This is a genomic window from Pseudomonadota bacterium, from assembly GCA_016719885.1.
GTDB lineage: Bacteria > Pseudomonadota > Gammaproteobacteria.
The window spans coordinates 1-24,496 of sequence record JADJYF010000007.1 but is presented as its reverse complement, the minus strand read 5'-3'; the positions used below and the strand labels follow the sequence as shown (position 1 = coordinate 24,496).

Genomic DNA, 24,496 nt, shown 5'->3' with positions numbered 1-24,496 from the left:
GATTGGGCAGGCTCAGGAAAACGACGTCGGCGGCATCACCGACGGCGCGCGGCGAGGCGGCGGCCGTGGCGCCCTTGGCCCGTGAGCGCGACGGCACGGCATCGGCACTGATGTCATACACGTGCACTTCATGGCCGCGCTCGAGGAGGCGCGCGCGCCCATGAGACTGCCCATGCGCCCGATGCCGACTAATCCGCAGACCATGTGCGCATGACGACCTCCCGGGTGTCAGAGCCAGGATAGTAGCCTCGACGGGCGCGGCGCAGCATCCCTTTGTGGGCAGCGCCGGCGTGGGGCATTGGCCGCCAGCCGGCGCGCATTACGGGAAGCCATCACACTTCGTCCGGATTTATCCTGTATAACCGGCCTCCCCTAGCGCGTGCGGCCAGGCTTCTGAAATCATCGAGTCGAGGCCGATGACCGTTCAAGGTCAAGACCCAAGCCAACCACCGTTCGAAAAGGACAGTCCCATGCGCCGCACCCTCGCCCTCACGTTCGCCGTCTCGCTGCTGTCGGCCACCGCCGCGCAGGCCGTGCCGCTGTTCAGCGACAACTTCGACAGCGAAGGGCTGGGCCTCAATACGGGGCTTGAACTCTCGGACGGACGATCAGCGATGGCACCATCGACGTCATCGGTGCCGGAGGGTCCTTCGATTTCTATCCCGGCAACGGCCACTACCTCGATCTCGACGGCTCGTCCGGCAACGCCGGCAAGATCACCACCAATACCGCGTTCAACCTGCTGGCCGGCACCTACACCCTCACCTTCCAGCTCGGCGGCTCGACGCGCGGCGACAGCAATTCGGTGACGGTCGCGCTCGGCAGCATCTACAACGAGGTGTTCACCCTCGCCGCCAATGCCGGCCTGCAGAACGTCTCCCGCACCATCACGCTCGCCGCCGCCGCCGGCAGCGGTGCGCTCAGCTTCGAGAATGCCGGCGGCGATAATCTCGGCCTGATTCTCGACGACGTGTCGCTCGATTTCAGCCGCCCGCAGACCGCGGTGCCGGAGCCTTCCAGCCTGGCCTTGCTGGCCTTGGGCGGCATCGCGGGCGTGGCGCGTCGGCGTCGCGCTCGCGGGTGATGGAAGCGGCGCGCGCCGCTACGCCGACATCGCGAGGACGCGGATTTCAGTGTGCGAATGAATTCGCACCTACAGGTTCATCGAGTGACAGTGGCGCTCGAAATAACCCGCTAAGCGCGATAGGCTGGGCCTCGAACGCCAGCCTGCCGCCATGTCACGAGCCTCTCATCCGCGCAAGCCGCGGGCCGCCAAAAGCCGCCAATCCCCACCGCGCGAGACGGCGGGCAAGCCGCCTCGCAAGCCGCGCACCGGCCCACGCAAGCCGGCCAGCGCGCAAGCGCCATCGAGATCTCGTTCCCCCACCGTTCCGCGACTGACCTTGTGGCTGGCGCGTATCACGCGCCTCGCGCGCGTGCCGAGCGCCGTGTACCTCCTGATCGGCGTGCTGCTGTCGCTGGTGTTGGTGCCCGGCGTCAACTGGCTCTACCAGGTGGCGCGCAAACCCTCGGAGCTGTTCTTTCCGGTCAGCGACGATCTGTACAAGACCCCAAGTGAAACCTGGCGGAGCTACGGGCCGCTGTTCCTCGCCCACTCGACCGCCATCATGACGCCGGAACTGCTGGCGGCGCTCGCGCAGAAGGAAGCCTCGGGCAACCCGGTGGCGCGCACCTACTGGCGCTGGGCCACCACCCTCAACCTGTTCGAGATCTACCGACCGGCATCCAGCGCGGTCGGCATGTACCAATTCACCGACGGTACGTTCGAAGAGGCCAAGCGCTACTGCATCCATGATCACCGCGTGGTGGCCGACGGCCCGTGGCACGACATGCGCAGCTGCTGGTTCAACAATTTCTATGCGCGGGTGATCCCGTCCCATGCCGTCGAACTTGCATCGTCGAACCTCGATCGCAGGGTGCGCGAGATCCTGGCGCGGCAGCGCATCGGCCAGGCGAGTGTGCGCCAGCAGCAGGAGCTCGCGATCCTCACGCACCTGTGCGGCGCCGGCGCCGCCAACCGCTATGCGGCGCGCGGCCTGCGCCTCGCGCCGGGCCAGCGCTGTGGCGATCACGACCCGCGCCAATACATCGAGCGCGTGATGGGCCTCACCCGGGTGTTTGCCCGGCTGCGCCAGTAGGGGCGTGCGCCCGCCGCGGCGTATCATGGCCGGCCACGGTATTCACACCCGCCACAGCCCAAGGGAGATGCATCGATGATGACGGTCGCGCAGATAGGCCAGGTCCATGTCAAAGCCACCCAGTTCCTGCATCCGCAATGGGTGGACGTGCTCAGCACCGGCATCCGTCACGATCGCGAGTTCGCGCTGATCGAGGCCGATGACAAGTTCGTCTCGTCGGACAAGCACGGCGATTTCTTTCCGCTGCGCTTCGACTTCGATGCCAGCGCCGACCAGCTGACCCTGACCTTGCCCGACGGGCGCTGCGTGCGCGGCCCGGCCGCCGGCAGCGGTCGACGCTTTGCCGTCAACCACGCCGGCCTGCGCGACATCGACATGGCGGTGGTGGAAGGGCCGTGGGGCGAAGAGCTCTCGCGGTTCGCCGCGCGCCCCATGCAACTCGCGCGCTGCACGCTCGGCAATGGCGGCGTCGATGTGCTGCCCATCACTTTCGTCACCACCGGCTCGCTGCGCCGCCTGGCGCGCGAAGTCGGCGCGCCGGTGGATGCGGCGCGCTTCCGAGCCGGCTTCGTGTTCGAGAACAGCGTCGAGCATGAAGAAGATGCGTGGGACGGTCGCCTGGTCCAGGTCGGCGCCGCCACGCTCAGGGTTCGCACGCCGGTACCGCGCTGTGGCATCACGGGCTTCAATCCCGCCAGCGGCGTGCGCGATCAGGAAGTGATGCGCGGCTTGATCAAGTACCGCGAGAAAGCCGCGTTGCCGGACGGCATGTTGCCCGGCTACGCGACGCCCGGCTTCGCCACCTATGCCGAGGTGGTGACGCCCGGCCGCGTGCAGGTCGGCGACAAGGTCGAATTATTGCCTGGTGCCTGATGTTCCTGTAGGTGCGAATTCATTCGCACACTGAAGCCAAGCCTGGACGTATCGCCGCGCCTCCATGTGCGAATGAATTCGCACCTACAGATCTGCCAGCGCGAGGCCGTCAGCCGCAGTGCTTGCGCACGGAACGCCCGATGCCGTCGATGGCTTCCTGGCCCTTTGTCGAGCATCGGTGCGAACAGGTGCCAGACATGGATCATGTCGGGCCACACTTCCATGGTGACATCGACGCCGGCGGCCTTGAGCTTGGGCACGATGCGCGTGGTGTCGTCGAGCAGGGTCTCGGCGTCGCCGACCTGGATCAGCAGCGGCGGCAGGCCTTTGAAATCGCCATACAGCGGTGAGGCCAGCGGATTCCTGGTATCGGCGCCCTGCAGGTAGGCGCCGGCCATCTCCAGGAGCGGGCCTTTCTGCACCATCGGGTCGACGGCCGCGCGACTTTCCATCGAAGCGCCGGTGCCTTCCATGTCGGTCCATGGCGAGATCGGTATCGCGCAGCCCGGCAGCGCGTCGCCGGCATCGCGCAGCGCCAGCAGTGTCGCCAGCACCAGGCCGCCGCCGGCCGAATCGCCGGAAATGGCAATGCGCTTGGCGGCGATGCCCTGCGCCAGCAACCAGCGATAGGCGGTGCAGGCGTCTTCGACCGGCGCCGGGAACGGCGCTTCGGGGGCGAGACGGTAATTGATGGCGAGCACACGCCGACCGCTGGCCTTGGCCAGGCGCTCGAGCAAGGCGCGGTGCGAATCGACCGAGCCCAGGAGATAACCGCCGCCGTGCAGGTAGAGGACGACGCTGTCCTGGTCGTTATTGGCCGGCGTCAGCCACTCGGCGGCGACGCCACCGGCGCTCACCGCCGCGGCGCTGACATCGGGCAGGCTCGGCACCGACTTGCCCATGGAATCGAGCGCCTGGCGCGTTTCGGCCAGCGAGGCGCCCGGCTTGATCGGCGGGTTTTCCTTCAGCAGCGTGCAAATCATGTCTATCTGGGCATTGGCCATGGGAATCTCCTTGTGTGTGCCTTGAATGATTGGAAACGATGATAACCGAGGCGAACGCGGTGGCGATGTAGGTGCCATGGATGACCCCGCGCGGCGCGCCTTCAACTTTACCGGCAAATGCTTCAAGCCGCCGACGAAGGTCGATTGCACGCGCGCGGAGCTGAAGCGCGTGGCGTCGTGCAGCACGGTCTTGATGTCGGCGTGGCGGAACACCGACCAGTAGCCGCGCCCATTGGGGCTCGCGGTCCAGTGCACGGGGTCTTCGACGCGCAGGCGATCGAACAAGGCGTAATGCGCGCCGGTCGCGAAAAATGCCGGGTCGTTCAGTTGCTCATCGACATGCATCGCCGCCGTACCCTCGCCCAGGATGGGCTCGAGCCGATGGTCACTCAGGGTGCGGATAGCGACAAGCCGCCGCCGGATGCGGTGCCGCGATGCGCGCCGCGCGCCCCGGGAACAGCTTCTCGCGCAGCGTGCCGCCCTGGTACTCGGTCTGCATGCGGCCACGGCGTTGCAGTACCGGCACCACCGCGTCGATGAAATCCTCGTAGCTGCGCGGCAAGCTTGCGTAGGACAGGTTGAAGCCATCGATGCCCTGCGCCACCCATTCTTCCAGCGTGTCGGCTATCTGCTCGGGCGCGCCGACCAGCACCGGCCCGGCGCCACCGATGCCGACGAAGCGCGCCACGTCGCGCAGCGTCCAACGGCGACTGCTGTCGCCGGCGGTGAAGCTGTGCAATACCGTGCGCACCGCGTTGGTGTCGATGTATTCGATCGGTTGATCGGGCTCGTAGTGGCTGAAGTCGATACCGGTCCACGCACACAGCAGGGCCATCGCGCCTTCGTAGCTGACATCCCAAAGATACTCCTCGTACTTGGCGCGCGCCTCGGCCTCGCTGCCGCCGGTGATGATCTTCATGTAGGCGAAGCACAGCACGTCGTCGGGACTGCGCTTGAAGTTCGCCATCCTGGCGCACGGTGCGCGCGTAATCGCCCGCCACGCGCGGATTGGCGCCGATCACGAACACGCATTCGGCGTTCTCGGCGGCGAAGGCCGTGCCGCCTCGAGGCGCCGCCTGGAACAGCACCGGCGTGCGTTGCGGCGAGGGCTCGCAGATGTGGCAGCCGTGCACGTGTGTAATACTCGCCGTCGTGATCGATGTCGCGCACCTTGCGCGGGTCAGCATAGATGCCGCGCTGCTTGTCTTTCAACACCGCGTCGTCGGCCCAGCTCTCTTCCCACAGGCGATAGCACAGGCGCGTGTACTCGTCGGCCATGGCGTAGCGCACGTCGTGATCCGGCAGGTTGGTGAGCCCGTAGTTGCGCGCCGCGCTCTTGGTGAACGAGGTGACGATGTTCCAAGCAACGCGTCCGCGCGTCAGGTGATCCAGCGTCGAGATCAGGCGCGCGAACGTGAAAGGGTGATATTGCATGATGGAACTGGTGTAGCCGAAGCCGAGATGGCGAGTGGCGGCGGCCATGGCCGGCACCAGCAGCATCGGATCGTTGATCGGCAGGTGCGTGGCCTCGGTCAAAGTCGCATCGCGATTGCCGGCATAGACATCGTATGGGCCGACCACGTCGGCCAGGAACACCGCGTCGAAACAACCGCGCTCCAGCAACTTGGCAAACTCGGTCCAGTGCTCGAGCGAGGTGTAGTCGACCATGTGGTCGTCCTCGCGCGTCCACAGGCCCGGTGACATGTGCGTCACGCAGTTCATGCGAAAGGCGTTGAAGTACATGCGCGTGGCTCTCATCCTCGGGCTCCTGTCGGGAGGCACGCACCGTGACATCCCATGCAGGCGTAGTTATATCAACAGGACGCCGGCGAGGGGCAACTCACAGCTCGAGCGCTGGGCGGCGATGGCCAATGCCGCGCACCGGAGAGTTCATAACTGACCCCGGTCAGCTTGGCGCGCGCGGCCTTCGCTACGCTTGAACGAAGTCGACATGTCGCGTCGACCGTCACGCGGAGGGATCTATGTCTTGCAAATCCTGGCTCGCCATCGGCGCGCTGGCCACCATCATCGTTCACGCGCCGCGCGCGTCGGCGGAAGCCGTGCCCTATTGGGTGACGGACACCGTGGCGCATGTCGACATCTTCACCGGCTCGCCGGATGTCGTGCAGATAGATCGCAGCTCCGACACCGAATCGCATATCGATGCGCTGTTCGCCAAGGGCGATGCGATAGCCGACCTCGCCTACGCCAGCGTCTTTTACCGAGGCCCAGGGCTCACCGGGGCCGGCGCTGATCTACATCACCCATGCCGTCGCGCGCGCCGATGCGGAGTTGAACGGTCTTGCCAAGGGCCGCTACCGCGTGAGCTTCAGCTACAGCGTGCTGTCCATGGGGCCCGGCCTCATCGTTGGCAACGAAGCGGCGGTCGGCTACCAGTTCGGCAATTTCATGGTCGAGCTCAAGGGCGCCGACGCCGCTGCCGGGCGGTCTCGCCCTGCTGGCGCCGGCACTGGCGACGCTGGGCGCGCTGCGCCATCGCGCGCGCGGCTGAGGGCGAACGCCTGCAGGGCCGCCACCGCATGGGCGGTGGCGAACACGCGACGCCTGTCGGCGACCACGCTGCCGCGCGCTTGCGGCGACGCCGTGTATTCGCCGGGCGCGGTCACCCGCAGGCACGGCGCGCACGGCCATGAACCGTCGGCGAGGAGGTTGCATGGCGAGCAGGCGACGCGCGGCCGCCGTGCAGGCCCCATCGAAACCACCCAGCGCCACGGCGGCGCTGAGCGCCATCGCCGCCTGCGGACAGGCCAGTCCGCGCCCGAGCAAGGCGGCCAGCGCGGGCGCCGCTTGCGCCGGCAAATCACCCAGGCGCGCGTCCAACCACAGCGCATAGGCGTCATCGTTCCACCAATAGGCCGGCAGCACGCCGGCGCGCCGCTGCTTCGCGAGCCACGCCTCGCAGCGCGTCGCGCGGCGTGCATGGCCGCCACCGCGCCGCAGCCAGACCAGTACCATGGCCGACACCTCGGCATGGGGGGCCTGCCAGCCGTGGGCCGGGTTGGCGGCGCCCTGCGGCACGTAGGTGGGATAGCCACCGTCGTCGCTCTGCGCGGCGGCGAGACTTTCGCCGATGAACGACGGCAGGGACAGATCGAAACGCTGCGTCACCATCAGGGCCTGCGCGGTGCTGTCGCAGTCCACCGCCACGCGCCGGTTGTAACCCCAGCCGCCATCGTCGGCGCCATGGGCCGCGAGGTAGGCGGCGGCACGGCGCGCCAAGCCGGTGAGCGCCGGCACCGCTTCGACCACGAAGCACACGTGCGCCGTCAGCCAGTCACTCGATGCACCGGGATAGAGACAGAAACCTCGCAAGCTGCCGTCGCACCGCTGCCGGGCCTCGAGAAAGCCGACGGCAGCGGCGATGGCCTCGTCGATGCGCGCGGCGCTCGGCGTGGCATCGGCATGCAGCAGTGCGCGCGGTGGATGGCGCAGCAAAGTCCACTTCGCCGACGCGGTCGCCGAGCGCGCCGGCCAACAGCGCAAGACTGCGTCGCAGCCCGCCGCGCGCTCAATTCAAGAGCGTGCGGCATAGCTGCAAGGTGCGCATGGCTGTGCGGATGCCAGGCATGCGCCGCCTCGAGGGTGGCGGCCAGCGCCGCGCCGAGTTCGCGTTCGATGTGGCCGTGCACGACCGCGCCGGCGGTGACGCGCGCGAGACCACGCGCGAGGTAGACCACGGTGGTCGCCACGTCGACACCCCGCCCCTTGCCCAGGAAATGATTGGGCGCGAGCGCGGTCAGGTCCTCGGCGATGTCGAGCGCGTCGTCCCACAGCTGGCACAGGCGCGCGAGCGCGGCGTACAGCGGCCGCGCGCGCGCGATATCGCCACCTGAGGCCACTTCGCCGATGAACATCACCGGGCCGGTCTTGGCAACGAAGGGGTCGTCGCCCTGGCCGAGCACGCTGCGATACATGGCGTCCAGCATGGCGCACAGGCGTTCGATGCGTTGCGGCTCGCCGGCATGACGCATGGCCGCAAGCGCCAGGGCCCGATCGAAAAGATGCACCACGCACGCGGCGGCGGCATGTTCCGAGCGCAATCGCGCGCGGTCGTCGCCCGGCCTCTTCAAACGCTGCGCCAGGCGTTGCGGCGCGAGCGCCTCGACCAGCGCCAGGCGCGGGATCGGCGCTTCGTCGATGGCGGTGTCGAACAGCGCCACGGCAAGGTTGAAGGCCGCGCCGATCTCGAGGGCGTCGAGCCGCGCGGCGCCAGTGTCGAGCCGGGTCGGCGAGCGCCGATCCACCACGCGATACGCGCGGTTGGACCGCATCGCCCGCCCGCGCATGGCGCGCGATGTCCTCGAGCCGCGCTCACGCAGAATGCGGCGAGCTGCTGTTCGTTCCAGCTCGGCGCGAGCTCGTCCTGGCTATCGATGCCCGCGGATCGGCGCGCGCGGCCTCGACGATGCGCAGGCGCGCAACGCCCCTTAGTCGAGACGACGCCGCGACCACATGCGTGTTCACCAGATGCTGGAATCGCTGGGCACGCTGCTGGCTCGTCACTTCACCGCGCAGCACCTCACTGCCAATCACGACGCTGACCGTGCCGGTCACCGAATCGAGATCGAGGATCTTGCGCCACCGGCGACATCGTCAAGCTGTCGGCCGGCGGGGTAATGGTCACGCCCACCGCCCATTCCCTTCAGTTCACAATAAGCTGGCTTTTCTTACGGGTCGTGCTGCGCGTGGCGGCGCTCGGCCGCTGCCGCGATAGACGTTAGTGATGAAATGGGCGGGGCCGCCTTGCGCAGTCAGTGACGGTGTTACCCCAGATGTTCTTAGTCTGCTCGCGATGATGATAGACCGTGACACGGTGCCTATGCTCTTGTACACCAGGGCGTTGTTCTTCCGGGCTTCGACCTCCGCTTTCCAGTCACGCCGGCGTTGAGTGAACAGGGTGATCTCGCTGGCCATGGTCCTCTCCTTTCAACGTACGGGTGACGTGGGGTGATGGGTGACGCATCGAGCCCACGTTGAGCATAGGAGTGTCAAAGACGCCGCAAGCGCGGCGCGGGGTGCAAATACATGAACGGTGATGGCGGTCGTAGCTTTGCGCATTGCGATGCGCGCGGCATGACCGGTATCGGTGGCATGCGCGGCCAGCGCGCAAACAACGGGAGGCGCGCATCGCCAGCGCGGACCACACTGGCGCCCTGCCGAGGGCACGCCGATAAAAGGATGGGCATCGCGCCATGACACTGTCTTTGTTCGCCGACGAAGCGCGCCAGGCTTTGAGCGAGGGCGCCTGGCTGCTGCGCGGCTTCGCGCTGGCCGAGGCCGCCGCGCTGGTAGAGGACATCGCGGCGCTGACGCACGCGCGCCGTTCCGCCATCTCGTCACGCTCAGCGGCCATCGCATGTCGGTCGCGATGAGCAACTGCGGCGCGCTGGGCTGGGTGTCGGACCGGCGCGGCTATCGCTACCAGGCCTGCGATCCGGACAGCGGTGAACCCTGGCCGGCGATGCCGGCCGCGTTCAACACGCACTCGCGCTCAGCGCCGCCCTGGCCGCCGGCTTCGAGGACTTCCATCCCGATGCCTGCCTCGTCAATCGCTATGCGCGCGGCGCGCGCCTGTCGCTGCACCAGGACAAGGACGAAAGCGATTTCGGCCAACCCATCGTATCGGTGTCGCTGGGTGTGCCGCCGCGTTTCCTGTGGGGCGGCGCGCCGCCAGGACGACACGCGGCGCATCGCGCTCGCGCACGGTGACGTGGTGGTGTGGGGCGGCCCGGCGCGGCTCACCTACCATGGCGTGGCCGAGTTGGCGGAAGGCCAGCACGCGCTGACCGGCGCCTATCGCTACAACCTCACGTTCCGCAAGGCCGGCGCCGGCTAAGGCTCAGTGCGTCGGCAGTGCGGGGACTCGCCGCGCGCGGCGATGTGCGCCGTGACGCCATGGTCATCTTCGATACGCTGTACCAGCGCCTGCTGCGCACTGGCTTCGCCGTGCACCAGCACCAGGCGCGGCTTGTGCTGGAAATGCCCATACCAGCGCGACAGTTCGCCCTGGTCGGCGTGGGCGGAAAAGCCGCCCAGGGTATGCACCTTGGCATTCACGCGTATGGTCTCGCCCACGGGCGGATGTAGCGCGCCGTCGACCAGCGCGCGGCCCAGCGTGCCGCGGCGTTGGAAACCGACCATCACGATATGGCGGTCGCGCCGCCACGCGTTGTTTTCAGATGATGCGTCAGAATGCGACCGCCGTTACATGCCGCTACCGGCCATGATGATCGTGCCGCCGGCGGCACGGTTTGAGACGCCATGGACTGCGCGGCGGTGCCTGTCTCTCAGGTTGGGCGGCACCGGCAGGCGGCGCTGGCGTCCGGGAACGGCTCGCGCGCCTCGGCATCGACGCGGCTCGCTGCCTGACGCACGTAGATCTCGGTCGCTTCGATGGCGAGCGGACGCTCGAGCACGATGCGCCAGTGTGCGGATCCCACTCCTGAAATAGCGACCGAAGAGGTGCAGCCGGTTCCTGGCTGCGGCCGACGGCGAAAGCCGAGATCAACACATACCACCGGCCGCGTCCGCTTCGCGTAATACCGCCGCCATCTCGTCCAGCGTTTCGGCCTGCGAGCGGTGCGGCCGATCGCCGTAGGTGCTTTCGAGGATCACGAAAAAATCGGCGGCGCTGAGCACGCTCAGGTCGCGCATGATGGCGGCGCCGCTGGCCGAGATCGCGGGAACACCGGTCAGCAACGCCGGCCCTTTTCCTCGAGTTCGAGTTCGACGATGGACGAACCGGGGACTGCCCGGCATCAATTAAGGCGCAGGCTCACGCCCGGCACGTGGTATGCGTTTCGTTGTAATTCAAACTCACGAAGCGCTGCATGGCGCGCTCGGCCTCTCGGCTGACGCAGTACGGGGGCAGGCGCGGCGCGAGGCCTTTGCGTTCGCGCTTGCGGTTCTCCCATTCGACTTCCTTTTCGTTGATGAAGGCCGCGTCGCGTAACAGGATCTCGCATAGATCGCGGGCCGCGCCGTGGGTGTAGATCGGGCCGCGATAACCGGCCTTGACCAGTAGCGGCAGGCGGCCGCCATGGTCGATATGGGAGTGACTCAGCACCACCGCGTCGATGCTGGCGGGATCGAAGGCGAACGGCTCGGCATTGCGCGCCTCGTCGGTGCGACTGCCTTGTATGAGGCCGCAGTCGAGCAGCACGCGCCGGCCGCCGACGGTCAACAGGTGACAGGAGCCGGTCACTTCGCCGGCGGCGCCCAGAAATTCTATGTGCATGAATGAACACCCCGCGTCACTGGCGGCAGTGTACGCCCTCGGCACCCTTGACCGGACGCCGTTCGTCCACGTTCACAGCCGACCACGTGCCGGGCGCGAAACGTGCGCGGCCTCGCCGTCAGAGCAGTCGCGGACGGTCGTCCAGTTCATTGCGCGCCACGCCGTTGACGGGAAAACTCGCGGCGAGATGGCGGCCGATGGCGGCGATGCCATTGACCACGCCGGCCTCGTAGCGACCCTCACGAAATGCCGCTTCCATGTCACGACAGATGTCTTCCCATGCCGACGGCGGCAGGCGCGCGGCGATACCGCGATCGGCGACTATCTCCACGTCCCGGTCGGCCAGCAGCAGGTACACCAGCACGCCGTTGTTGTGCTCGGTGTCCCACACCCGCAGCTGCGAAAACACTTCGAGCGCGCGTTCGCGCGGCGCCTGGTCGTTGAGCAGCGCGGGCACATCCAGCGCCGCTTCGACCACGAACCGGATCTCACCGGCATGGCTTTGCTCGCTGGCCTTGATGGCCTCTTCGATGCGCGCGAGGCTGCGTTCGGGAAACGCGCGCCGCAGATGCGCGTGGCGGGTGGCGAGATGGCGGCACAGGCGTTGGAAACGCATGCTCACCAGCGCCCCGACGCGCCGCCGCCACCGAAACCGCCGCCACCGCCGCTGAAGCCGCCGCCACGTCCGCCGAAGCCACCGAATCGCCCGCCGCCCAAGCCGCCCCTGCCGCGCCCGGGCAGGCCGCCCATGAGCGTGAACAGCGACGCGAACACGCCCACCGTCAGCGCCAACAGCAGTCCGCCGAGCAGCATCCAGCTGATGAGCGACACCGCGCCGCCGGTCACGACCGCCGGGCACGCGCGGCCGAACATCACGCGCGATGCTTCGCCGATGAAAAGGGTGAGGATGAACAGCACGGGAAAATATTTCGACAGGCCGCCATCGGGGTCGCGTTCGCGGGCGGGCGGTGGCAGGGCTTCGCCGTCCACTGACTTTCATCATGTGCGTGACGCCGGCCGCCGACGCCGCCTCGAAATCGCCGCGTTTTAAATACGGCACGATGATGTCGCTGACGATGCGCTTGGCGGTGGCATCGTTCAACGCGCCTTCGAGGCCATAGCCGACTTCGATGCGCAGCGCGCGATCGTCCTTGGCGATGACCAGCAGGGCGCCGTCATCGATGCCGGCGCGCCCAAGCTTCCATTGCTCGGCGACGCGCAGCGCGTATTGCTCGATGGTCTCGGGCGCGGTGGTGGCCACCATCAACACCGCGACCGGCTGCCCTTGCGCGCTTCGAATGCCGCCGTGCGCTGCTCGAGATCGGCGGCGACCGCGGCGCCGAGCGTAGCCGTGAGATCGGTCACGCGCTGCTCGAATCTCGGCACCGCCACTTCCGCGCCGGCGGCCGCGGCTGTCAGCAACAGCAGCGCGGCCAACACCGCCCGCCACGCCTTCATGACATCACTGTGCGCCGCCGCCCGCCGTGCCTGGTTGCGCGGTGGGCGCGGGCGCGGCATTGCCAAAGTCGACGGTGGGCGGCTTGGCGATGGCGGCTTCGTTCTCGACCGTGAAATTCGGCTTGGTCTGGTAGCCAAACGCCATGGCGATGAAATTGGTCGAAGGACCGCACCGTGACGTTGTATTCCTGCACAGCCTTGATGTAGCGGGTTGCGCGCCACCGCCGCGATGCGGTTCTCGGTGCCCTCGAGCTGCGCCTGCAGGTCACGGAAGTTGGGCATCGGACTTCAACTGCGGGTAGTTCTCCGACACCACCAAGAGGCGCGACAAGGCCGTGCTCAATTCCCCCTGGGCGGCCTGGAACCTGGCGAAGGCCTCCGCGTCGTTCACGAGTTCAGGCGTGGCCTGGATGCTGCCGACCTTGGCGCGCGCATTGGTCACGCCCAGCAGGATGTCTTTCTCCTGCGCGGCAAAGCCCTTCACGGTGTTGACCAGGTTAGGGATGAGATCGGCGCGGCGCTGGTACTGGTTGATGACCTCCGACCAGCTCGATTTGACCTGCTCGTCGGTGCTTTGCAGGGTGTTGTAACCGCAGCCGCTGAGCGCCAGCGACAGCGACAGCAGTAGCAGCGAGGCTGGCAGGAATCGACGCATGGTGGTCCTCCAGGACGATGAATTTGAAACGCGCATTGGGCACTAACTGGGGGCGACATCGGCCAATTGCAATGGCGAGCTGAACCGCGGCCTCGCTAAAGCCCATTACAGGCACTACCCGAGGGCGCGCGGAGAATAATTCGACATCGGGACACAGCCCGACGCCCTGCTGCAGTCACGCCCTGCGCGTCAGGGCTCGCTCGCCGTTGCAATCGTCGCGCCATTTTGCGCGGCTTCGAGCCGACGCGAAGCCGCGCGCAGCGCCGTCATCTCATTGTGCAGGGATTGCATCTCATGCATAGCCTGCGCGGCAATCGCGCTGGCTCGCTGTGCTGCGTCCTCCGCCGCCTGCGCCCGCGCATTCGCCGCTGCCAGCTCATTACGAGCCCGTGCTTCCACTGCATCGAGCTTGGTATGGGTCTTCTGGAATTCGTTCAAGAGCAGGCTGGTCAGCATCTGGTAGGCGACCGTCTCGGGCTGCCCATGATCGTCGTAGACCACCAGCGCTGGCAGCACCCTCGCGACGTCTTCGGCGATGAGACCGTATTGCAGCGGCTTGTTGCCCGTCTCATCGGCTTCCTTGTAGCGGAAAGTGACCGGCTTCAAATTGAGCAATGCGTCGCTGGCGTCGCCGATCGGCGCAATGTCGTCCTTGTAGCGCCGCGATGAGCTTTGCACGCCGAGCTGGCCGAGGCTGTTCACCACCACGCTCGCGCCGCTCACCGTCGCGCCACGGACACCCGCGATGAAGGCTTTCATCTGCGTTCCTTGGCGGCCGATGCGAATCAGGCGCGTATCGCCGGCCATGCCGGCATGGCCGATGTGGATATTCGAAATCCCCGCTGTCGGTACCGAGCCCGAGGCATTGCCCACCGCGATATTGTCCCTTCCGGTGGAGTTGTAAAACAGCGCTTTGGAGCCCACCGCAACGTTGCGCAAGCCAGTGTTGTTGGTGAAAAGGGCGCCATGACCTATGGCGATGTTTTCGCTACCGCTATGGTTCTGTTTGAGCGCGTCTGCGCCGAGCGCCTGGTTGAAGCTGCCCGTGGCATTTGTCTGCATGGCACGGAAGCCGAGAGCAATGTTGAAGCTGCCCTGGTCGTTGACCCTCAAAGCGCTCACGCCGATGGCGACGTTGGTGTTGCCAGCGCCATTGACCAGCATCGCGTTGCTCCCTACCGCGACGTTGTTGTTGCCGAAATTGGTATTCAGGGTGTAGGCACCCACGCCAACATTCTGGTCGCCCGCCGAGGATTGCAGCGCGGAATAGCCGAGCGCGGTATTGGACTCACCGCTGCTGCTGCGGAGCGCGTGAGCACCGAAAGCGGAGTTTTCGTTACCAAGATTGGCCATCAGCGCCTCGTGACCAAAGGCGCTATTGTCATCCGCGTGATTGCTCTGCAACGCTTTGACACCAAAAGCGTTGTTATGCCCGCCGGTGGCTGACTGGAGGGCGAAGGCGCCGAAAGCGTTGTTTTCTCCGACGCCACCACCCCCGGCTTCCAGCGCAAAGAAGCCGAAAGCACTCTGAAAATGGCTCGTGTCACCGCCGGCCAGCGCGTGTTCGCCGAGAGCGCTATTGCCCTGCCCCGAGGAAACACTGCCGAGGGCGGAAACACCGAAGGCCGAATTCCCGGCGCCGGTAGTGAGATTGTGCAGAGCGGAAAAGCCGAAGCCGCTGTTGTTCTTGCCTTCGACCTGAATACCTGTCACCAGCAAGCCGGGCCATACGCCGCTACCGACGCTAGTGTTGTTGTCGGCATCACTATCCAGCGAGGCAGGCCCGGCCTTGACGACGCCAAAGATCATCGTGCACGACACCAAGGCGGCGGTCAGTACGAAAGGGGATGGTTGGCGCTTGTCCATGGTGAATTCCTTCTCAGGGCGGTGACGACAGACGGATAACGGGTGCTGGCGCATGATGACGAGGTTCACAGGATCGGAACTGCCCGCGCTATGTCGCACTTCGAAGCGTGCGCGCCGCACCCCTGACAGCAATTCACTGTCCCCGCACTCCGAATGACAGTCCGCGCCGGCGTCCATGCCAGGCGCGCTTCGAATTCATTCGTCGAGAAACGCCGCATTCACCGCCAACTTGGCGCGCGTGCCTTCCGGGTCCAGCGCCGAGGCCTTGTCGAGATCGCCGATCTCGGCCGGTACGAACCAGTGCAGGCGGTCGGGCTCGTCGTGGTAGGAGGCCCACACCGCCTTGGCCACTTCCACAGGCTGGATGAGACGGAACATGCCGCTGTTGGCGGCGCCGTGACGCAAGGCATCGGGAATGAGCGGGGTATCGATGAGGCCCGGCAGCGTATCGGCGACGCGTACGCCGTAGCGCGCGAATTCGCTCGACAGGGATTCGGTCAGGCCTTTCACCGCGTGCTTGGTCGCCGAGTAGACCGCGATGCCCGGCATGCCCATGGTCGCCGACGACGAGGACGTCGAAAAACACAGCGAGTTGGGCGTCGCCTTCAACAGCGGCGCGGCGAGGTGAATGCCGTTCAGCACGCCGATGAAGTTGACGTTGACCACCGCCATGATGTCCTCGAACGACTGCTCGTCGAAACGCCCGCCCTTGCCGATGCCGGCGTTGTTGAACAAGAGATCGAGCTTGCCGCCGGTGGCGCCGGCGAATTCCGCCAGCGCGCCGCGATAGGCGTCCCGGTCGGTGACATCGAGACGGCGCGCCATGCAGTTGGCGGCGCCGAGTTCAGCCTCCAGTGCGGCGAGCCCGGCTTCGTTGAGGTCATAGGCGCCGACGAACCAGCCGCCGGCCGCGAACAGGCGCGCGGTCTCGAGCCCCATGCCGCTGGCGGCGCCGGTGATGAAGATGGATTTGCGCGTGCCTGCGGTCGTCATGCTGTTGCTCTCGTGGTTGAATGGGTTGGCGTTACTTGAAGTCGGCGGCGGAGTGACGCTCCACCACGCGCTCTTCTTCCGGGCCCCAGGTCTTGTTTACGCGGCGGCCGCGTTGCACCGCCGGGCGCGCTTCGATGTCCTTCGCCCAGCGCTGCACGTGGGTGTAGGACGTGACGTCGAGGAACTCCTGGGCGTTGTACAGATCGCCCGTGCACAACACGCCATACCACGGCCACACCGCGATATCCGCCAGCGTGTATTCATCGCCGGCGAGATAAGGACGCTCGGCGAGATTGCGATCGAGCACGTCGAGCTGACGTTTGACTTCCATGGTGAAGCGGTTGATGCAGTATTCGATCTTGCTAGGCGCATAGGCATAGAAGTGCCCGAAGCCACCGCCGAGATAGGGCGCGCTGCCCATCTGCCAGAACAGCCACGACAGGCATTCGGCGCGCGCGGCGCCGCTCTTGGGCAGGAAGGCGTCGAACTTCTCGGCGAGGTACATGAGGATGGCGGCCGATTCGAACACTCGCGTCGGCGGATTGGTCGAGCGGTCAAGGAGCGCCGGGATCTTGGAATTGGGATTGATGCCGACGAAGCCGCTGCCGAACTGTTCGCCCTCGAGGATGTTGACCAGCCACGCATCGTATTCGGCGCCGGACTTGCCGAGCGCCAGCAGTTCTTCCAGCAGCACCGTGACCTTCACGCCGTTGGGCGTGCCGAGCGAATAGAGCTGCAAGGGATGCTCGCCGACCGGCAGCTCCTTGTCATGGGTGGCGCCGGCAATGGGCCGGTTGATGTTGGCGAAGGCGCCGCCGGACGCGTTCTCCCATTTCCAGACTTTGGGTGGGGTGTAGGCTGCGCTGTCGTTCATGGCTCGGCTCCTCGGGGTAAGGCTGTCGAGTATATAACGAGGTCCGTCGACGCCGGCATGGCCACGCGCGCGCTAGACTGTCGCCCCTGTCATGCAAGACGCCGCCACCAAACGCTACCTGCCGTGGGTCGTCGCGACCGTGCTGTTCATGGAGCAGCTCGACTCGACCATCGTCAACACCGGCATTCCGGCCATGGCCGCGAGCCTCGGCGTCACGCCGCTCAGCCTGAAGGCGGTGGTGACCAGCTACACCTTAGTCTCGCGGTTTGCATTCCCTTGTCCGGCTGGTTGGCGGATCGCTACGGCAGCCGGCGCGTGTTCCTGGCGGCGCTCACGCTCTTCACGCTGTCGTCGCTGGTCTGTGGATTGGCCACCAGCGCGCCGCTGCTGGTCGCCGCGCGCGTGCCGCAAGGCATCGCGGCGGCGATGATGATGCCGGTCGGACGCATGGCCATCGTGCGCACTTTCGCCAAGGGCGAGCTGCTGGTGGCGATGAACTTCGTGATCATCCCGGCCCTGCTCGGCCCGTTGCTGGGACCGACGGTGGGCGGACTCATCGTGCACTTCGCGAGTTGGCGCGAGATGTTCTTCGTCAACCTGCCGGTGGGGCTCGCGGCCTGGTGGTTCGGGCATAAGCATATGCCCGACTACCACGGCGAGGTGGCGCGGCCGCTGGACCTGCGCGGCTTCGTGCTGTTCGTCAGCGCCGCGGCGCTGCTGTCGTGGCTGCTCGAGATCTTCGGCGAGCATCAGCTCGCCACCTCTCACGTGCTGGCCTTGGCGGCGCTGGCGGTGGGCTTGTTCATCGCCTACGGCCTGCATGCGCGGCGCCAGCGCCACCCGTTGCTCAGGCTGGCGCTGTTTCGCACGCGCACCTTTCGCGTGGCGGTGCTGGGCGGATTCGTCACACGCCTCGGTGTCGGCGGCCTGCCCTTGCTGCTGCCGTTGTTGTTTCAACTGGGCCTGGGTCTGCCGGCCTGGCAGTCGGGCCTCTTGATGATGCCGGCGGCGGCCGCCGCGATGGTCATGAAAGTGGTGTCGACCTCGCTGCTGCGGCGCTTCGGCTACCGCCGCATCCTCATCGTCAACACGCTGCTGGTGGCCTTGATCATGGCGAGCTTTTCGCTGATCACCGCGGCGACGCCAATCGTCGTCATCGTCGCCATGGGACTCACCATGGGCCTCGCCAACTCCCTGCAGTTCTCGAGCATGAACACCATGGCCTATGCCGACATCGCCGATGCCGAGGTCAGCATGGCCAGCACCCTGGCCAGCACCCTGCAGCAGATGTCGCTGTCGTTCGGCCTTGCCTGCGGCTCGCTGGTGACCGGCTTCTACCTCGCCGACCTGCCGCAGAGCGACCGTCTGGCGGTGCTCGGCGCCCTGCACAGCGCGTTTCTCACCCTGGCGGTGATGACGGCCATCTCGAGCCTGTCATTCTGGAGCCTGCGTGCCGGGGATGGCGAAAACATCAGCCGCGGCGGCGCGGTGGAAGACAAGTAATCAGGCGTCGTCGCCGTTCACGCGGCGCCGGTAATCGCCCGGCGTCATCGCGAACCAGCGCTTGAAGGAGCGCGCGAAACTGTTCGGATCCTGGTAGCCGAGTTCCACCGCCACGTCCTGGATGCGCAGGTTGGGATTGCCCAGCAATTCGCGCGCACGCTGCTGCTGCACACCGTCGACCACCGCCTGGTAGGTGGTGTCGACGCTGCGCAAACGGCGAATGAGGGTGCGCGGCGATAGATGCAGGGCCGCCGCCACTTCCTCGAGACTCGATCACGCGTTCACCCAGCGGCCGCTCGAAACGGTTGAACAGCATGCGCCGCACGCTGGTGAGGGTGTCCTTGTCTTCGGTGATCGCGCACAGCACCTCGCAATGTCGCAGCGAGGTGGTCCAGGTGCCTTCGTCATGGCCCATGTTGTGCACCGCGCGCCACGCGGCAGGTATGACCAGCGCATTGCGCGGCGCGTTGAAGCGTACTTCGCAGCCATACCACTCGCCGTACACGGCGGCGTGCTCGGGCGGCGGATACTTGAGCTCGATGCGCGCACCCTGCATGGGCCCGGGCCGGATGGTGCGCACGTATTCATGCATGACCAGCAATGGGATCTCGACCAGCGTCACGCGCACCGGGCCGAGGTCGATGAGCTCGCGCACTTCGCACACGAACTCCGCGCCTTCCACCTGGCCCGACCAGCGGTGATAAGGCACACGGCTCGGAATGAATTTGAGGAAGGTGTCGAGGCCCGCGCCGAGGGTCGGCGCCGACAGCCATGCGAGCGTGATGGGGCCATGGAAATGTTCGGCCATGCGCCGGCCCCAGGCGAAATACCAATCCGAGCGGCCGGACAACTCAAGGGCGTTACGGATGATCTGTAAATGCTGGGCGACGCTGACGGGCTCGGCATAGGTCAGGAGCGCGTCGGCGGGAATGCCGCTGCCGGTCGTCAAACGTTCGTGATCGCTGAACTCCTGGGCCACGTGCTTGACGTAGGTGTTGGGCATCAACACACGTTCGAGCTTGGCCTGTTTCATCGATGCGCTGTCACCTTCGGCATGAAAACTTGGCAGCTTCTACGCTTCACGCTGGCTGGCTCCCCGCCTAAGTTCATCGACATCCGCCGCAATGCTTCGAGGCCGCGCGGCGGACGAGGGGCCGCGTTCGTTCGCATCGACGCACGGCGCGGGCGTCAATCGAGCGGAGGTCGACATGCAGCACATCATTGAAACCCACAACAGGTTAAGGAATTCGACTGGCAGTTCAGCTATGTCGACAAACCTCAACGCTATCCTACCAAATACAAGATCCCGGCACGCACCAAGGATCCGTTCCGCCACCTGATACGCGACTACTGCTCGATGGAGCAGGAGAAGGACGACCGCCAGTACGGCGCGATGTCCGACGTGATGGCGCGCGCCGGGCTGCCGCGCAAGGCTTCCCAGCGCTGGATGGAGATCATGAAGCTGGTGCTGCCGGTCACGGGCTTCGGCGAATACAGCGCCATCAAGTCCACCGGCCAGCTGGTCGACACGGTCGACAACGCCGAACTGCGCCAGGGTTACATGGCGCAGATGATCGACGAGATCCGCCATACCAACCAGGTCGCGCACCTGACCCGTTACCTGGCGAAACACGCTCACGACCCGGAGGGTTTTTCCAACGGCATCGCGCTGCGCTCGAAGTCCATCCAATGCCGTGCCGGCCGCGCCGCGCTGCAGGGCTTCTTTGCCGGCGACCCCATCGAGGGCGCGGTCAACCTGCAGGCGGTGGTGGAAACCGCCTTCACCAATCCCTTGTTCGTGGCCATGACCGAAATAGCCGCCGCCAACGGCGACCAGGCCACGCCGACCGTGTTCCTGTCCATCCAGTCCGATGAGTCACGGCACATGGCCAATGGCTATGCGACGCTCGCGGCGGTGGTATCGGAGCCCGACAACCTGCCGATGCTGCAGAAGGATTTCGATCGCGCGTTCTGGCGCCAGCACAATTTCTTCGACCCGCTGTTGTCGGCGGTCTATGACTACTTCCAGGACGAGCGCACCAGCTCGTATCTCGAGAAATGGACGGAATGGGTCGACCACGACCGGGCCGCGCTTCATCCGCAAGCTCGAACCTTTCGGTCTCGAGATCCCGCGCTGGTTCGAGGAAGCGCGCGACCGCATGTTCTGGTGGGACACACCGCGGCGATGGTGGTGTTCGCCGGCTGGCCGCTGATGTTCTGGCGTCACGACCCGCTGAACGCACGCGACTTCGAGTGGTTCGAGAAGAAGTACCCGGTTGGTACAACCACTTCGGCAAGTGGTGGGAAGACTTCGCCGCGATGTCCGACCCGAGCTCCGGCATGATTCCGCTGATGGCGATGGAAAACCTGCCGCCGCTGTGCCGCGTGTGCCACATGCCGGGCGTGTTCCCGCGCCCCGACATCTCGACCATGCGCGTGCGCCTGATCGACGGCAAGAAGCATGCGTTCTGCTCCGACGCCTGCGAACACATCTTCCGCGAAGAGCCGCAGCGCTACCTCGGCTCGCCGACCCTGTTCGAGGAATTCGACGGCATGGATCTCGCCGACTTCGTCGAGCAGAACGGCTTCCTGCGCGCCGACGGCAAGACCCCATCGGCCAGCCGCATCTCAACATGAAGCGCATGTGGACCATCAACGACATCCGCGCCCTGCATTACGAGATCAAGGATCCGCTGCACAAGCTGCCGGTACAGGAGGTGCAATGAACGCCCCGGTCACCAACACCGTCACGGCCGTGGAATCGGCGCGCGACTTCAGCTTCATCAAGCCGGCCACGCGGCGCCTGACGGAATACGAAGCGGTCACCATTCGCCAGCAATGGGAAACCGGCGGCTTCGACAAGGGTGGGCACCTCCTCACGCCCGCCGACGGCCGCGCGCCATGGCGCGAGGAATCGACCGCGCTGCGCCATCCCGACTGGTTCGCGTTTCGCGATCCGGCGCAGCTCTGGCAACGGCCCTACGTGCGCATGCAGGCCGAGCAGGAGCGCGCCATCGAGCGCCTGACCGGAAGACAGCGCGTCGAGGCCCGGCGCCTTTGCCGACAACAACCGCGCGTGGCTGGACGACTTCATCGCCCGGGCATTACCGCGCGTGGTCGTTCTTCGAGAACGGCCTGTTCCGCGCATTCGCGCCGGCGCAACGCGAAGCGCTGTCCGATTGCCTGGGCAATGCGCTGTGCTTCCAGGCCTTCGATCAAATGCGCCATGCGCAAGCCATCGTCAGCCACCTGGTGGCGGCCGAGATGGCGGTGCCGGGCCTGTCGGACGCCGGCGCCAAGCAGACGTGGCTGGACCAGGCCGGCCTACCAGCCGCTGCGCCGGTTGGTCGAACAACTGGTCGCGACCAGCGACTGGTGCGAGATCCCCATCGCCACCAACCTCGTCATCCTGCCCTTGCTCAGCGAAGTCGCCATCGGCGGCCTGGTCCGCCGCCAGGGGCCGCTGCACCAAGGACAGCATCTCGCCCTATAGCACTCACCGCCGACCGCGACCGCCGCCGCAACGCGGACTGACCCAAGCACTGGTGAGGATGGTCATCGACGACAAGCTGCCGGCGGCTCGCACGGCCCAACCGCGGCGAAATCGAGGGGCTGGCTGAAGCTGGCAACCGTGCGCTCGACGCGGTGGCGGCTCTGCAAGCCATCGCGGATCGCGTGCCGGCCGGCGCGGTCGATCTCAAGCCGCTGCTGGCGGCGGCGCGTGCGCAACAGAACCGGCTGCTGACGGCCGCCGGGCTCGATGCGTCGCTGCTGGCGGAGTTCGAGGCATGAACGCGGTGGTGGCGGAAGACAAGATCCGGGACCTCAACCTTGCCAACGACAGCGCGTCTGCATCGTGCCCGTGAAGAGCCCCGAGACCGACGCCACGCTCGATTACCTGGCCGCCGATCACCCGCACGTCAAATGCGAGGACCTCGGCCCTTACTGGCTGGTATCGAGCGAAGGGGAGATCGTCATCGACATCGCGCGCGTGGGCGAAGAGCTCGGCGAGAAACTGTCGCTGGGCTCGTGGCTGGTGATCATGTCGAGCTTCGTCGGGCGCGTGGTCACCGATCCGATGACGTTCCGCGTGACTTCGCACATGACCGATCTGGAAACGCCTGCGTAGCCTGCCGACGACAGGACCCTTGTTCTTCCGCCGACAGCTCCCCGTCGGCGGAAGAGATTTTTCCGATGGGCCGCACACGGAGTCATGCCATGACCTCCCACTCGATTGAATTGGCGCCGGGCGGTGAAAGCTTCGCGGCGCGGGATGACGAAACGGTGCTCGATGCCGCGCTGCGCGCCGGCGTGGCGCTGGAATACGGTTGTCGCCACGGCAACTGCTCGAGCTGCAAATATCTCGTCCGCGATGGCGAGGTCGATCACGGCGGCGCGTCCATTTACTCGTTATCCGAAGACGAACGCGACGAAGGCTATGCACTCCTGTGCTGCGCGCGGCCGCTCAGCGACCTCGTGGTCGAGGCGCGCCAGACGGCGGACGCGCGTGCGCGCCCGCTGCTGTTGCCGCGCGAACTCGGTGTTAAGTTGGCGTCGATCGAAAAGCTCACCGCCAGCCTGTGGCGCTTCAGTCTCGCCTTGTCTGCGCCGCTCGACTTCTACGCCGGCTCGCCCTGTCGAACTGACGCCGCCGTGGGCCAACGCGCGACGCTCCTACTGATTGCCTCCGGCCCGACATGCGCCGACACACCTCGACTTTACCGTCGGCGAAGTGGTGGGCGGCGCGTTTTCGGGCGGCCCCGCTCGGCGCCTGCTGTGTCGGCGACCGCTTCAAGCTCAGCGGACCTTTCGGCAACAGCTACCTGCGCGATGGCCAGGGGCCGGTGCTGCTGTGCGTGCGACGGGCTCCGGCATCGCGCCGATAGCGGCCGTGCTCGACGACGCCATCGCACGCCAGGACCCGCGCGAGTTCCGCTTCTATTACGGCGCCCGGCGCGCGAGCGACCTGCCAGCGCTGCCGCTGCTGGCGCGCTGCAACGAAGCGCTCGGCGACCGCTTCGCAAGCTCTGCCGACCTTGAGCGTCACGCGAAGGCTGGTGCGGACACAGTGGCCGCCTCACGCAGCCTGGCGCAGCGCGACGTCGGCGATGCCGAGCAGCAGTGCGATGCCTGACCAAGCGGCGCGCCGGCCACGCGACGCGGTCGTGGCACCCTGCTCGAAGCCAAGGGGCATATCCGCGAAGGCCACCTGTTCTAACAGACAAGTTCCACGCCGCCCCGTAGGTGCAAATTCATTCGCACATCTTAAATGCGAGCCCCGCCTGTCGGTGCGGCAATCGGTGTGCGGATGAATTCACACCCGCGGGGTCCCCGGACCGGTAATTGACGGCTCGCGGTCCTCGCGCAACGCTTGAGCGCATTCGTCACGAGGATCACGTCATGACCGCCCCGCTCGACATCGCCAACCGTTGGATAGCCGCCTGTTAACGCCAAGGACTTCTGACATGCTGGCAAGTCTCAAGGGCCCCGACATCCATGTCGAACACCGCCAATCGCGGCGCGCTGCCGCACGGCGCCGAGGCCATGCTCACCGTCATGCGTCAATTCGCCGAACGGCTGCCCGACCGGCGGGTCGCATTCGCTGCGCCGCCACCTCGCCGCCGGCGACACCGTGGTCAGCGAGCTGACTCCGGGAAGGCACGCCCATGACGACGTCGAAGGCTTTCGCGAAGAAAGGCGAGACCGTCAAACCCGAACTCGCCTGCATCTGGACCATGCAAGGGAAGGGCGCGTGGTCGACTACCACGATTACGGTTGAAGGCCCGCCTGGCCATCCTGCACCTGGAACACGCGTGAACACGCGTCGCAGGTGACAGCGCGCGGCGCCCGCAC

General features: G+C 66.3%; 20 protein-coding genes and 7 pseudogenes. 10 read left to right on the top strand and 17 right to left on the bottom strand.

The window, feature by feature from the left end; all coding sequences use genetic code 11:
* The coding region (locus tag IPM80_09215) for an NAD(P)-dependent oxidoreductase (GenBank protein ID MBK8958598.1) at positions 1-121 on the bottom strand (121 nt) is incomplete at its 3' end.
* 349 nt (positions 122-470) lie between these two features.
* Between IPM80_09215 and IPM80_09210 the strand changes: the two are divergent.
* The 3 genes and pseudogenes from IPM80_09210 (at position 471) to IPM80_09200 (ending at position 3,032) form a co-directional block, all read left to right on the top strand.
* A pseudogene (locus IPM80_09210) lies at positions 471-1,084 on the top strand (PEP-CTERM sorting domain-containing protein).
* A 151-nt stretch (positions 1,085-1,235) separates the two neighbouring features.
* A complete protein-coding gene (locus IPM80_09205) occupies positions 1,236-2,159 on the top strand; it encodes a transglycosylase SLT domain-containing protein (protein MBK8958597.1) in 924 nt (307 codons plus the stop codon).
* Positions 2,160-2,234: 75 nt separating this feature from the next.
* Positions 2,235-3,032 carry an MOSC domain-containing protein gene (locus tag IPM80_09200; protein ID MBK8958596.1) on the top strand — a complete coding sequence of 266 codons (798 nt, stop codon included), beginning with the start codon at positions 2,235-2,237 and terminating at the stop codon, positions 3,030-3,032.
* On the opposite strand, the gene IPM80_09195 is transcribed toward IPM80_09200, so the two are convergent.
* The 5 genes and pseudogenes from IPM80_09195 to IPM80_09175 all read right to left on the bottom strand — a co-directional run bounded on the left by IPM80_09195 (position 2,963) and on the right by IPM80_09175 (position 8,971).
* Entirely contained in the window at positions 2,963-4,381 is a 1,419-nt protein-coding gene (locus IPM80_09195) for an alpha/beta hydrolase (GenBank protein ID MBK8958595.1), read from the bottom strand. The genes IPM80_09200 and IPM80_09195 overlap by 70 nt on opposite strands.
* A gap of 40 nt (positions 4,382-4,421) precedes the next feature.
* Positions 4,422-5,794, bottom strand: a pseudogene (locus tag IPM80_09190) (LLM class flavin-dependent oxidoreductase).
* A gap of 477 nt (positions 5,795-6,271) precedes the next feature.
* Entirely contained in the window at positions 6,272-7,492 is a 1,221-nt protein-coding gene (locus IPM80_09185) for a hypothetical protein (GenBank protein MBK8958594.1), read from the bottom strand.
* 876 nt (positions 7,493-8,368) lie between these two features.
* Positions 8,369-8,611, bottom strand: a complete 243-nt coding sequence (locus IPM80_09180; protein MBK8958593.1) for a hypothetical protein — start codon at positions 8,609-8,611, stop codon at positions 8,369-8,371.
* Between the two features lie 93 nt (positions 8,612-8,704).
* Complete coding sequence (locus IPM80_09175; GenBank protein MBK8958592.1) at positions 8,705-8,971, bottom strand: hypothetical protein; 267 nt, start codon at positions 8,969-8,971, stop codon at positions 8,705-8,707.
* A gap of 278 nt (positions 8,972-9,249) precedes the next feature.
* Here IPM80_09175 and alkB point away from each other — a divergent pair.
* Positions 9,250-9,893 (top strand): annotated as a pseudogene (gene alkB / locus IPM80_09170) (DNA oxidative demethylase AlkB).
* Here the strand turns inward: alkB and IPM80_09165 are convergent.
* From IPM80_09165 to yghU, 10 genes and pseudogenes are all read right to left on the bottom strand, one after another.
* Entirely contained in the window at positions 9,890-10,201 is a 312-nt protein-coding gene (locus IPM80_09165) for a hypothetical protein (protein ID MBK8958591.1), read from the bottom strand. The pseudogene alkB and the gene IPM80_09165 sit on opposite strands and share 4 nt — an antisense overlap.
* 143 nt (positions 10,202-10,344) lie before the next feature.
* Positions 10,345-10,497: a hypothetical protein gene (locus IPM80_09160; GenBank protein ID MBK8958590.1), complete on the bottom strand. Its 153-nt coding sequence runs from the start codon at positions 10,495-10,497 to the stop codon at positions 10,345-10,347.
* Between the two features lie 64 nt (positions 10,498-10,561).
* Positions 10,562-10,756, bottom strand: a complete 195-nt coding sequence (locus IPM80_09155) for a hypothetical protein (protein ID MBK8958589.1) — start codon at positions 10,754-10,756, stop codon at positions 10,562-10,564.
* A gap of 76 nt (positions 10,757-10,832) precedes the next feature.
* Entirely contained in the window at positions 10,833-11,294 is a 462-nt protein-coding gene (locus IPM80_09150; protein ID MBK8958588.1) for an MBL fold metallo-hydrolase, read from the bottom strand.
* A 118-nt stretch (positions 11,295-11,412) separates the two neighbouring features.
* Positions 11,413-11,910: a TPM domain-containing protein gene (locus IPM80_09145; GenBank protein MBK8958587.1), complete on the bottom strand. Its 498-nt coding sequence runs from the start codon at positions 11,908-11,910 to the stop codon at positions 11,413-11,415.
* Between the two features lie 2 nt (positions 11,911-11,912).
* Positions 11,913-12,752 (bottom strand): annotated as a pseudogene (locus IPM80_09140) (TPM domain-containing protein).
* A gap of 4 nt (positions 12,753-12,756) precedes the next feature.
* Positions 12,757-13,407, bottom strand: a pseudogene (locus tag IPM80_09135) (LemA family protein).
* A gap of 189 nt (positions 13,408-13,596) precedes the next feature.
* Positions 13,597-15,273 (bottom strand): tail fiber domain-containing protein, encoded by a 1,677-nt coding sequence (locus IPM80_09130; protein ID MBK8958586.1) that lies wholly within the window; start codon positions 15,271-15,273, stop codon positions 13,597-13,599.
* Between the two features lie 195 nt (positions 15,274-15,468).
* Positions 15,469-16,266 (bottom strand): SDR family oxidoreductase, encoded by a 798-nt coding sequence (locus IPM80_09125; GenBank protein MBK8958585.1) that lies wholly within the window; start codon positions 16,264-16,266, stop codon positions 15,469-15,471.
* Between the two features lie 31 nt (positions 16,267-16,297).
* Complete coding sequence (gene yghU / locus IPM80_09120; protein ID MBK8958584.1) at positions 16,298-17,140, bottom strand: glutathione-dependent disulfide-bond oxidoreductase; 843 nt, start codon at positions 17,138-17,140, stop codon at positions 16,298-16,300.
* A gap of 91 nt (positions 17,141-17,231) precedes the next feature.
* On the opposite strand from yghU, the pseudogene IPM80_09115 reads away from it, so the two are divergent.
* Positions 17,232-18,643 (top strand): annotated as a pseudogene (locus IPM80_09115) (DHA2 family efflux MFS transporter permease subunit).
* Here IPM80_09115 and IPM80_09110 read toward each other — a convergent pair.
* Entirely contained in the window at positions 18,612-19,676 is a 1,065-nt protein-coding gene (locus IPM80_09110) for an AraC family transcriptional regulator ligand-binding domain-containing protein (protein MBK8958583.1), read from the bottom strand. The pseudogene IPM80_09115 and the gene IPM80_09110 overlap by 32 nt on opposite strands.
* Positions 19,677-19,946: 270 nt before the next feature.
* On the opposite strand from IPM80_09110, the pseudogene IPM80_09105 reads away from it, so the two are divergent.
* The 5 genes and pseudogenes from IPM80_09105 (at position 19,947) to IPM80_09085 (ending at position 23,683) form a co-directional block, all read left to right on the top strand.
* Positions 19,947-21,369, top strand: a pseudogene (locus IPM80_09105) (monooxygenase).
* On the top strand, positions 21,366-22,136 hold the full coding sequence (locus IPM80_09100; protein ID MBK8958582.1) for a hypothetical protein: 771 nt from the start codon (positions 21,366-21,368) through the stop codon (positions 22,134-22,136). The pseudogene IPM80_09105 and the gene IPM80_09100 overlap by 4 nt, the downstream one beginning before the upstream one ends.
* A gap of 152 nt (positions 22,137-22,288) precedes the next feature.
* Positions 22,289-22,435, top strand: coding sequence for a hypothetical protein (locus tag IPM80_09095; GenBank protein MBK8958581.1), 147 nt, complete (start codon positions 22,289-22,291; stop codon positions 22,433-22,435).
* A gap of 70 nt (positions 22,436-22,505) precedes the next feature.
* Positions 22,506-22,772, top strand: a complete 267-nt coding sequence (locus tag IPM80_09090) for an MmoB/DmpM family protein (protein MBK8958580.1) — start codon at positions 22,506-22,508, stop codon at positions 22,770-22,772.
* Between the two features lie 89 nt (positions 22,773-22,861).
* On the top strand, positions 22,862-23,683 hold the full coding sequence (locus IPM80_09085) for a 2Fe-2S iron-sulfur cluster binding domain-containing protein (GenBank protein MBK8958579.1): 822 nt from the start codon (positions 22,862-22,864) through the stop codon (positions 23,681-23,683).
* The last annotated feature ends 813 nt before the right edge of the window (positions 23,684-24,496 follow it).

What these genes read in the sequence shown, in the direction of transcription:
- IPM80_09195 (MBK8958595.1), bottom strand. Translation starts at nt 4,381, where the DNA reads ATGCATGTCGATGAGCAACTGAACGACCCGGCATTTTTCGCGACCGGC.
- IPM80_09085 (MBK8958579.1), top strand. Translation starts at nt 22,862, where the DNA reads ATGACCTCCCACTCGATTGAATTGGCGCCGGGCGGTGAAAGCTTCGCG.
- IPM80_09150 (MBK8958588.1), bottom strand. Translation starts at nt 11,294, where the DNA reads ATGCACATAGAATTTCTGGGCGCCGCCGGCGAAGTGACCGGCTCCTGT.
- IPM80_09175 (MBK8958592.1), bottom strand. Translation starts at nt 8,971, where the DNA reads ATGGCCAGCGAGATCACCCTGTTCACTCAACGCCGGCGTGACTGGAAA.
- IPM80_09130 (MBK8958586.1), bottom strand. Translation starts at nt 15,273, where the DNA reads ATGGACAAGCGCCAACCATCCCCTTTCGTACTGACCGCCGCCTTGGTG.
- yghU (MBK8958584.1), bottom strand. Translation starts at nt 17,140, where the DNA reads ATGAACGACAGCGCAGCCTACACCCCACCCAAAGTCTGGAAATGGGAG.
- IPM80_09145 (MBK8958587.1), bottom strand. Translation starts at nt 11,910, where the DNA reads ATGCGTTTCCAACGCCTGTGCCGCCATCTCGCCACCCGCCACGCGCAT.
- IPM80_09125 (MBK8958585.1), bottom strand. Translation starts at nt 16,266, where the DNA reads ATGACGACCGCAGGCACGCGCAAATCCATCTTCATCACCGGCGCCGCC.
- IPM80_09205 (MBK8958597.1), top strand. Translation starts at nt 1,236, where the DNA reads ATGTCACGAGCCTCTCATCCGCGCAAGCCGCGGGCCGCCAAAAGCCGC.
- IPM80_09110 (MBK8958583.1), bottom strand. Translation starts at nt 19,676, where the DNA reads ATGAAACAGGCCAAGCTCGAACGTGTGTTGATGCCCAACACCTACGTC.
- IPM80_09100 (MBK8958582.1), top strand. Translation starts at nt 21,366, where the DNA reads ATGAACGCCCCGGTCACCAACACCGTCACGGCCGTGGAATCGGCGCGC.
- IPM80_09200 (MBK8958596.1), top strand. Translation starts at nt 2,235, where the DNA reads ATGATGACGGTCGCGCAGATAGGCCAGGTCCATGTCAAAGCCACCCAG.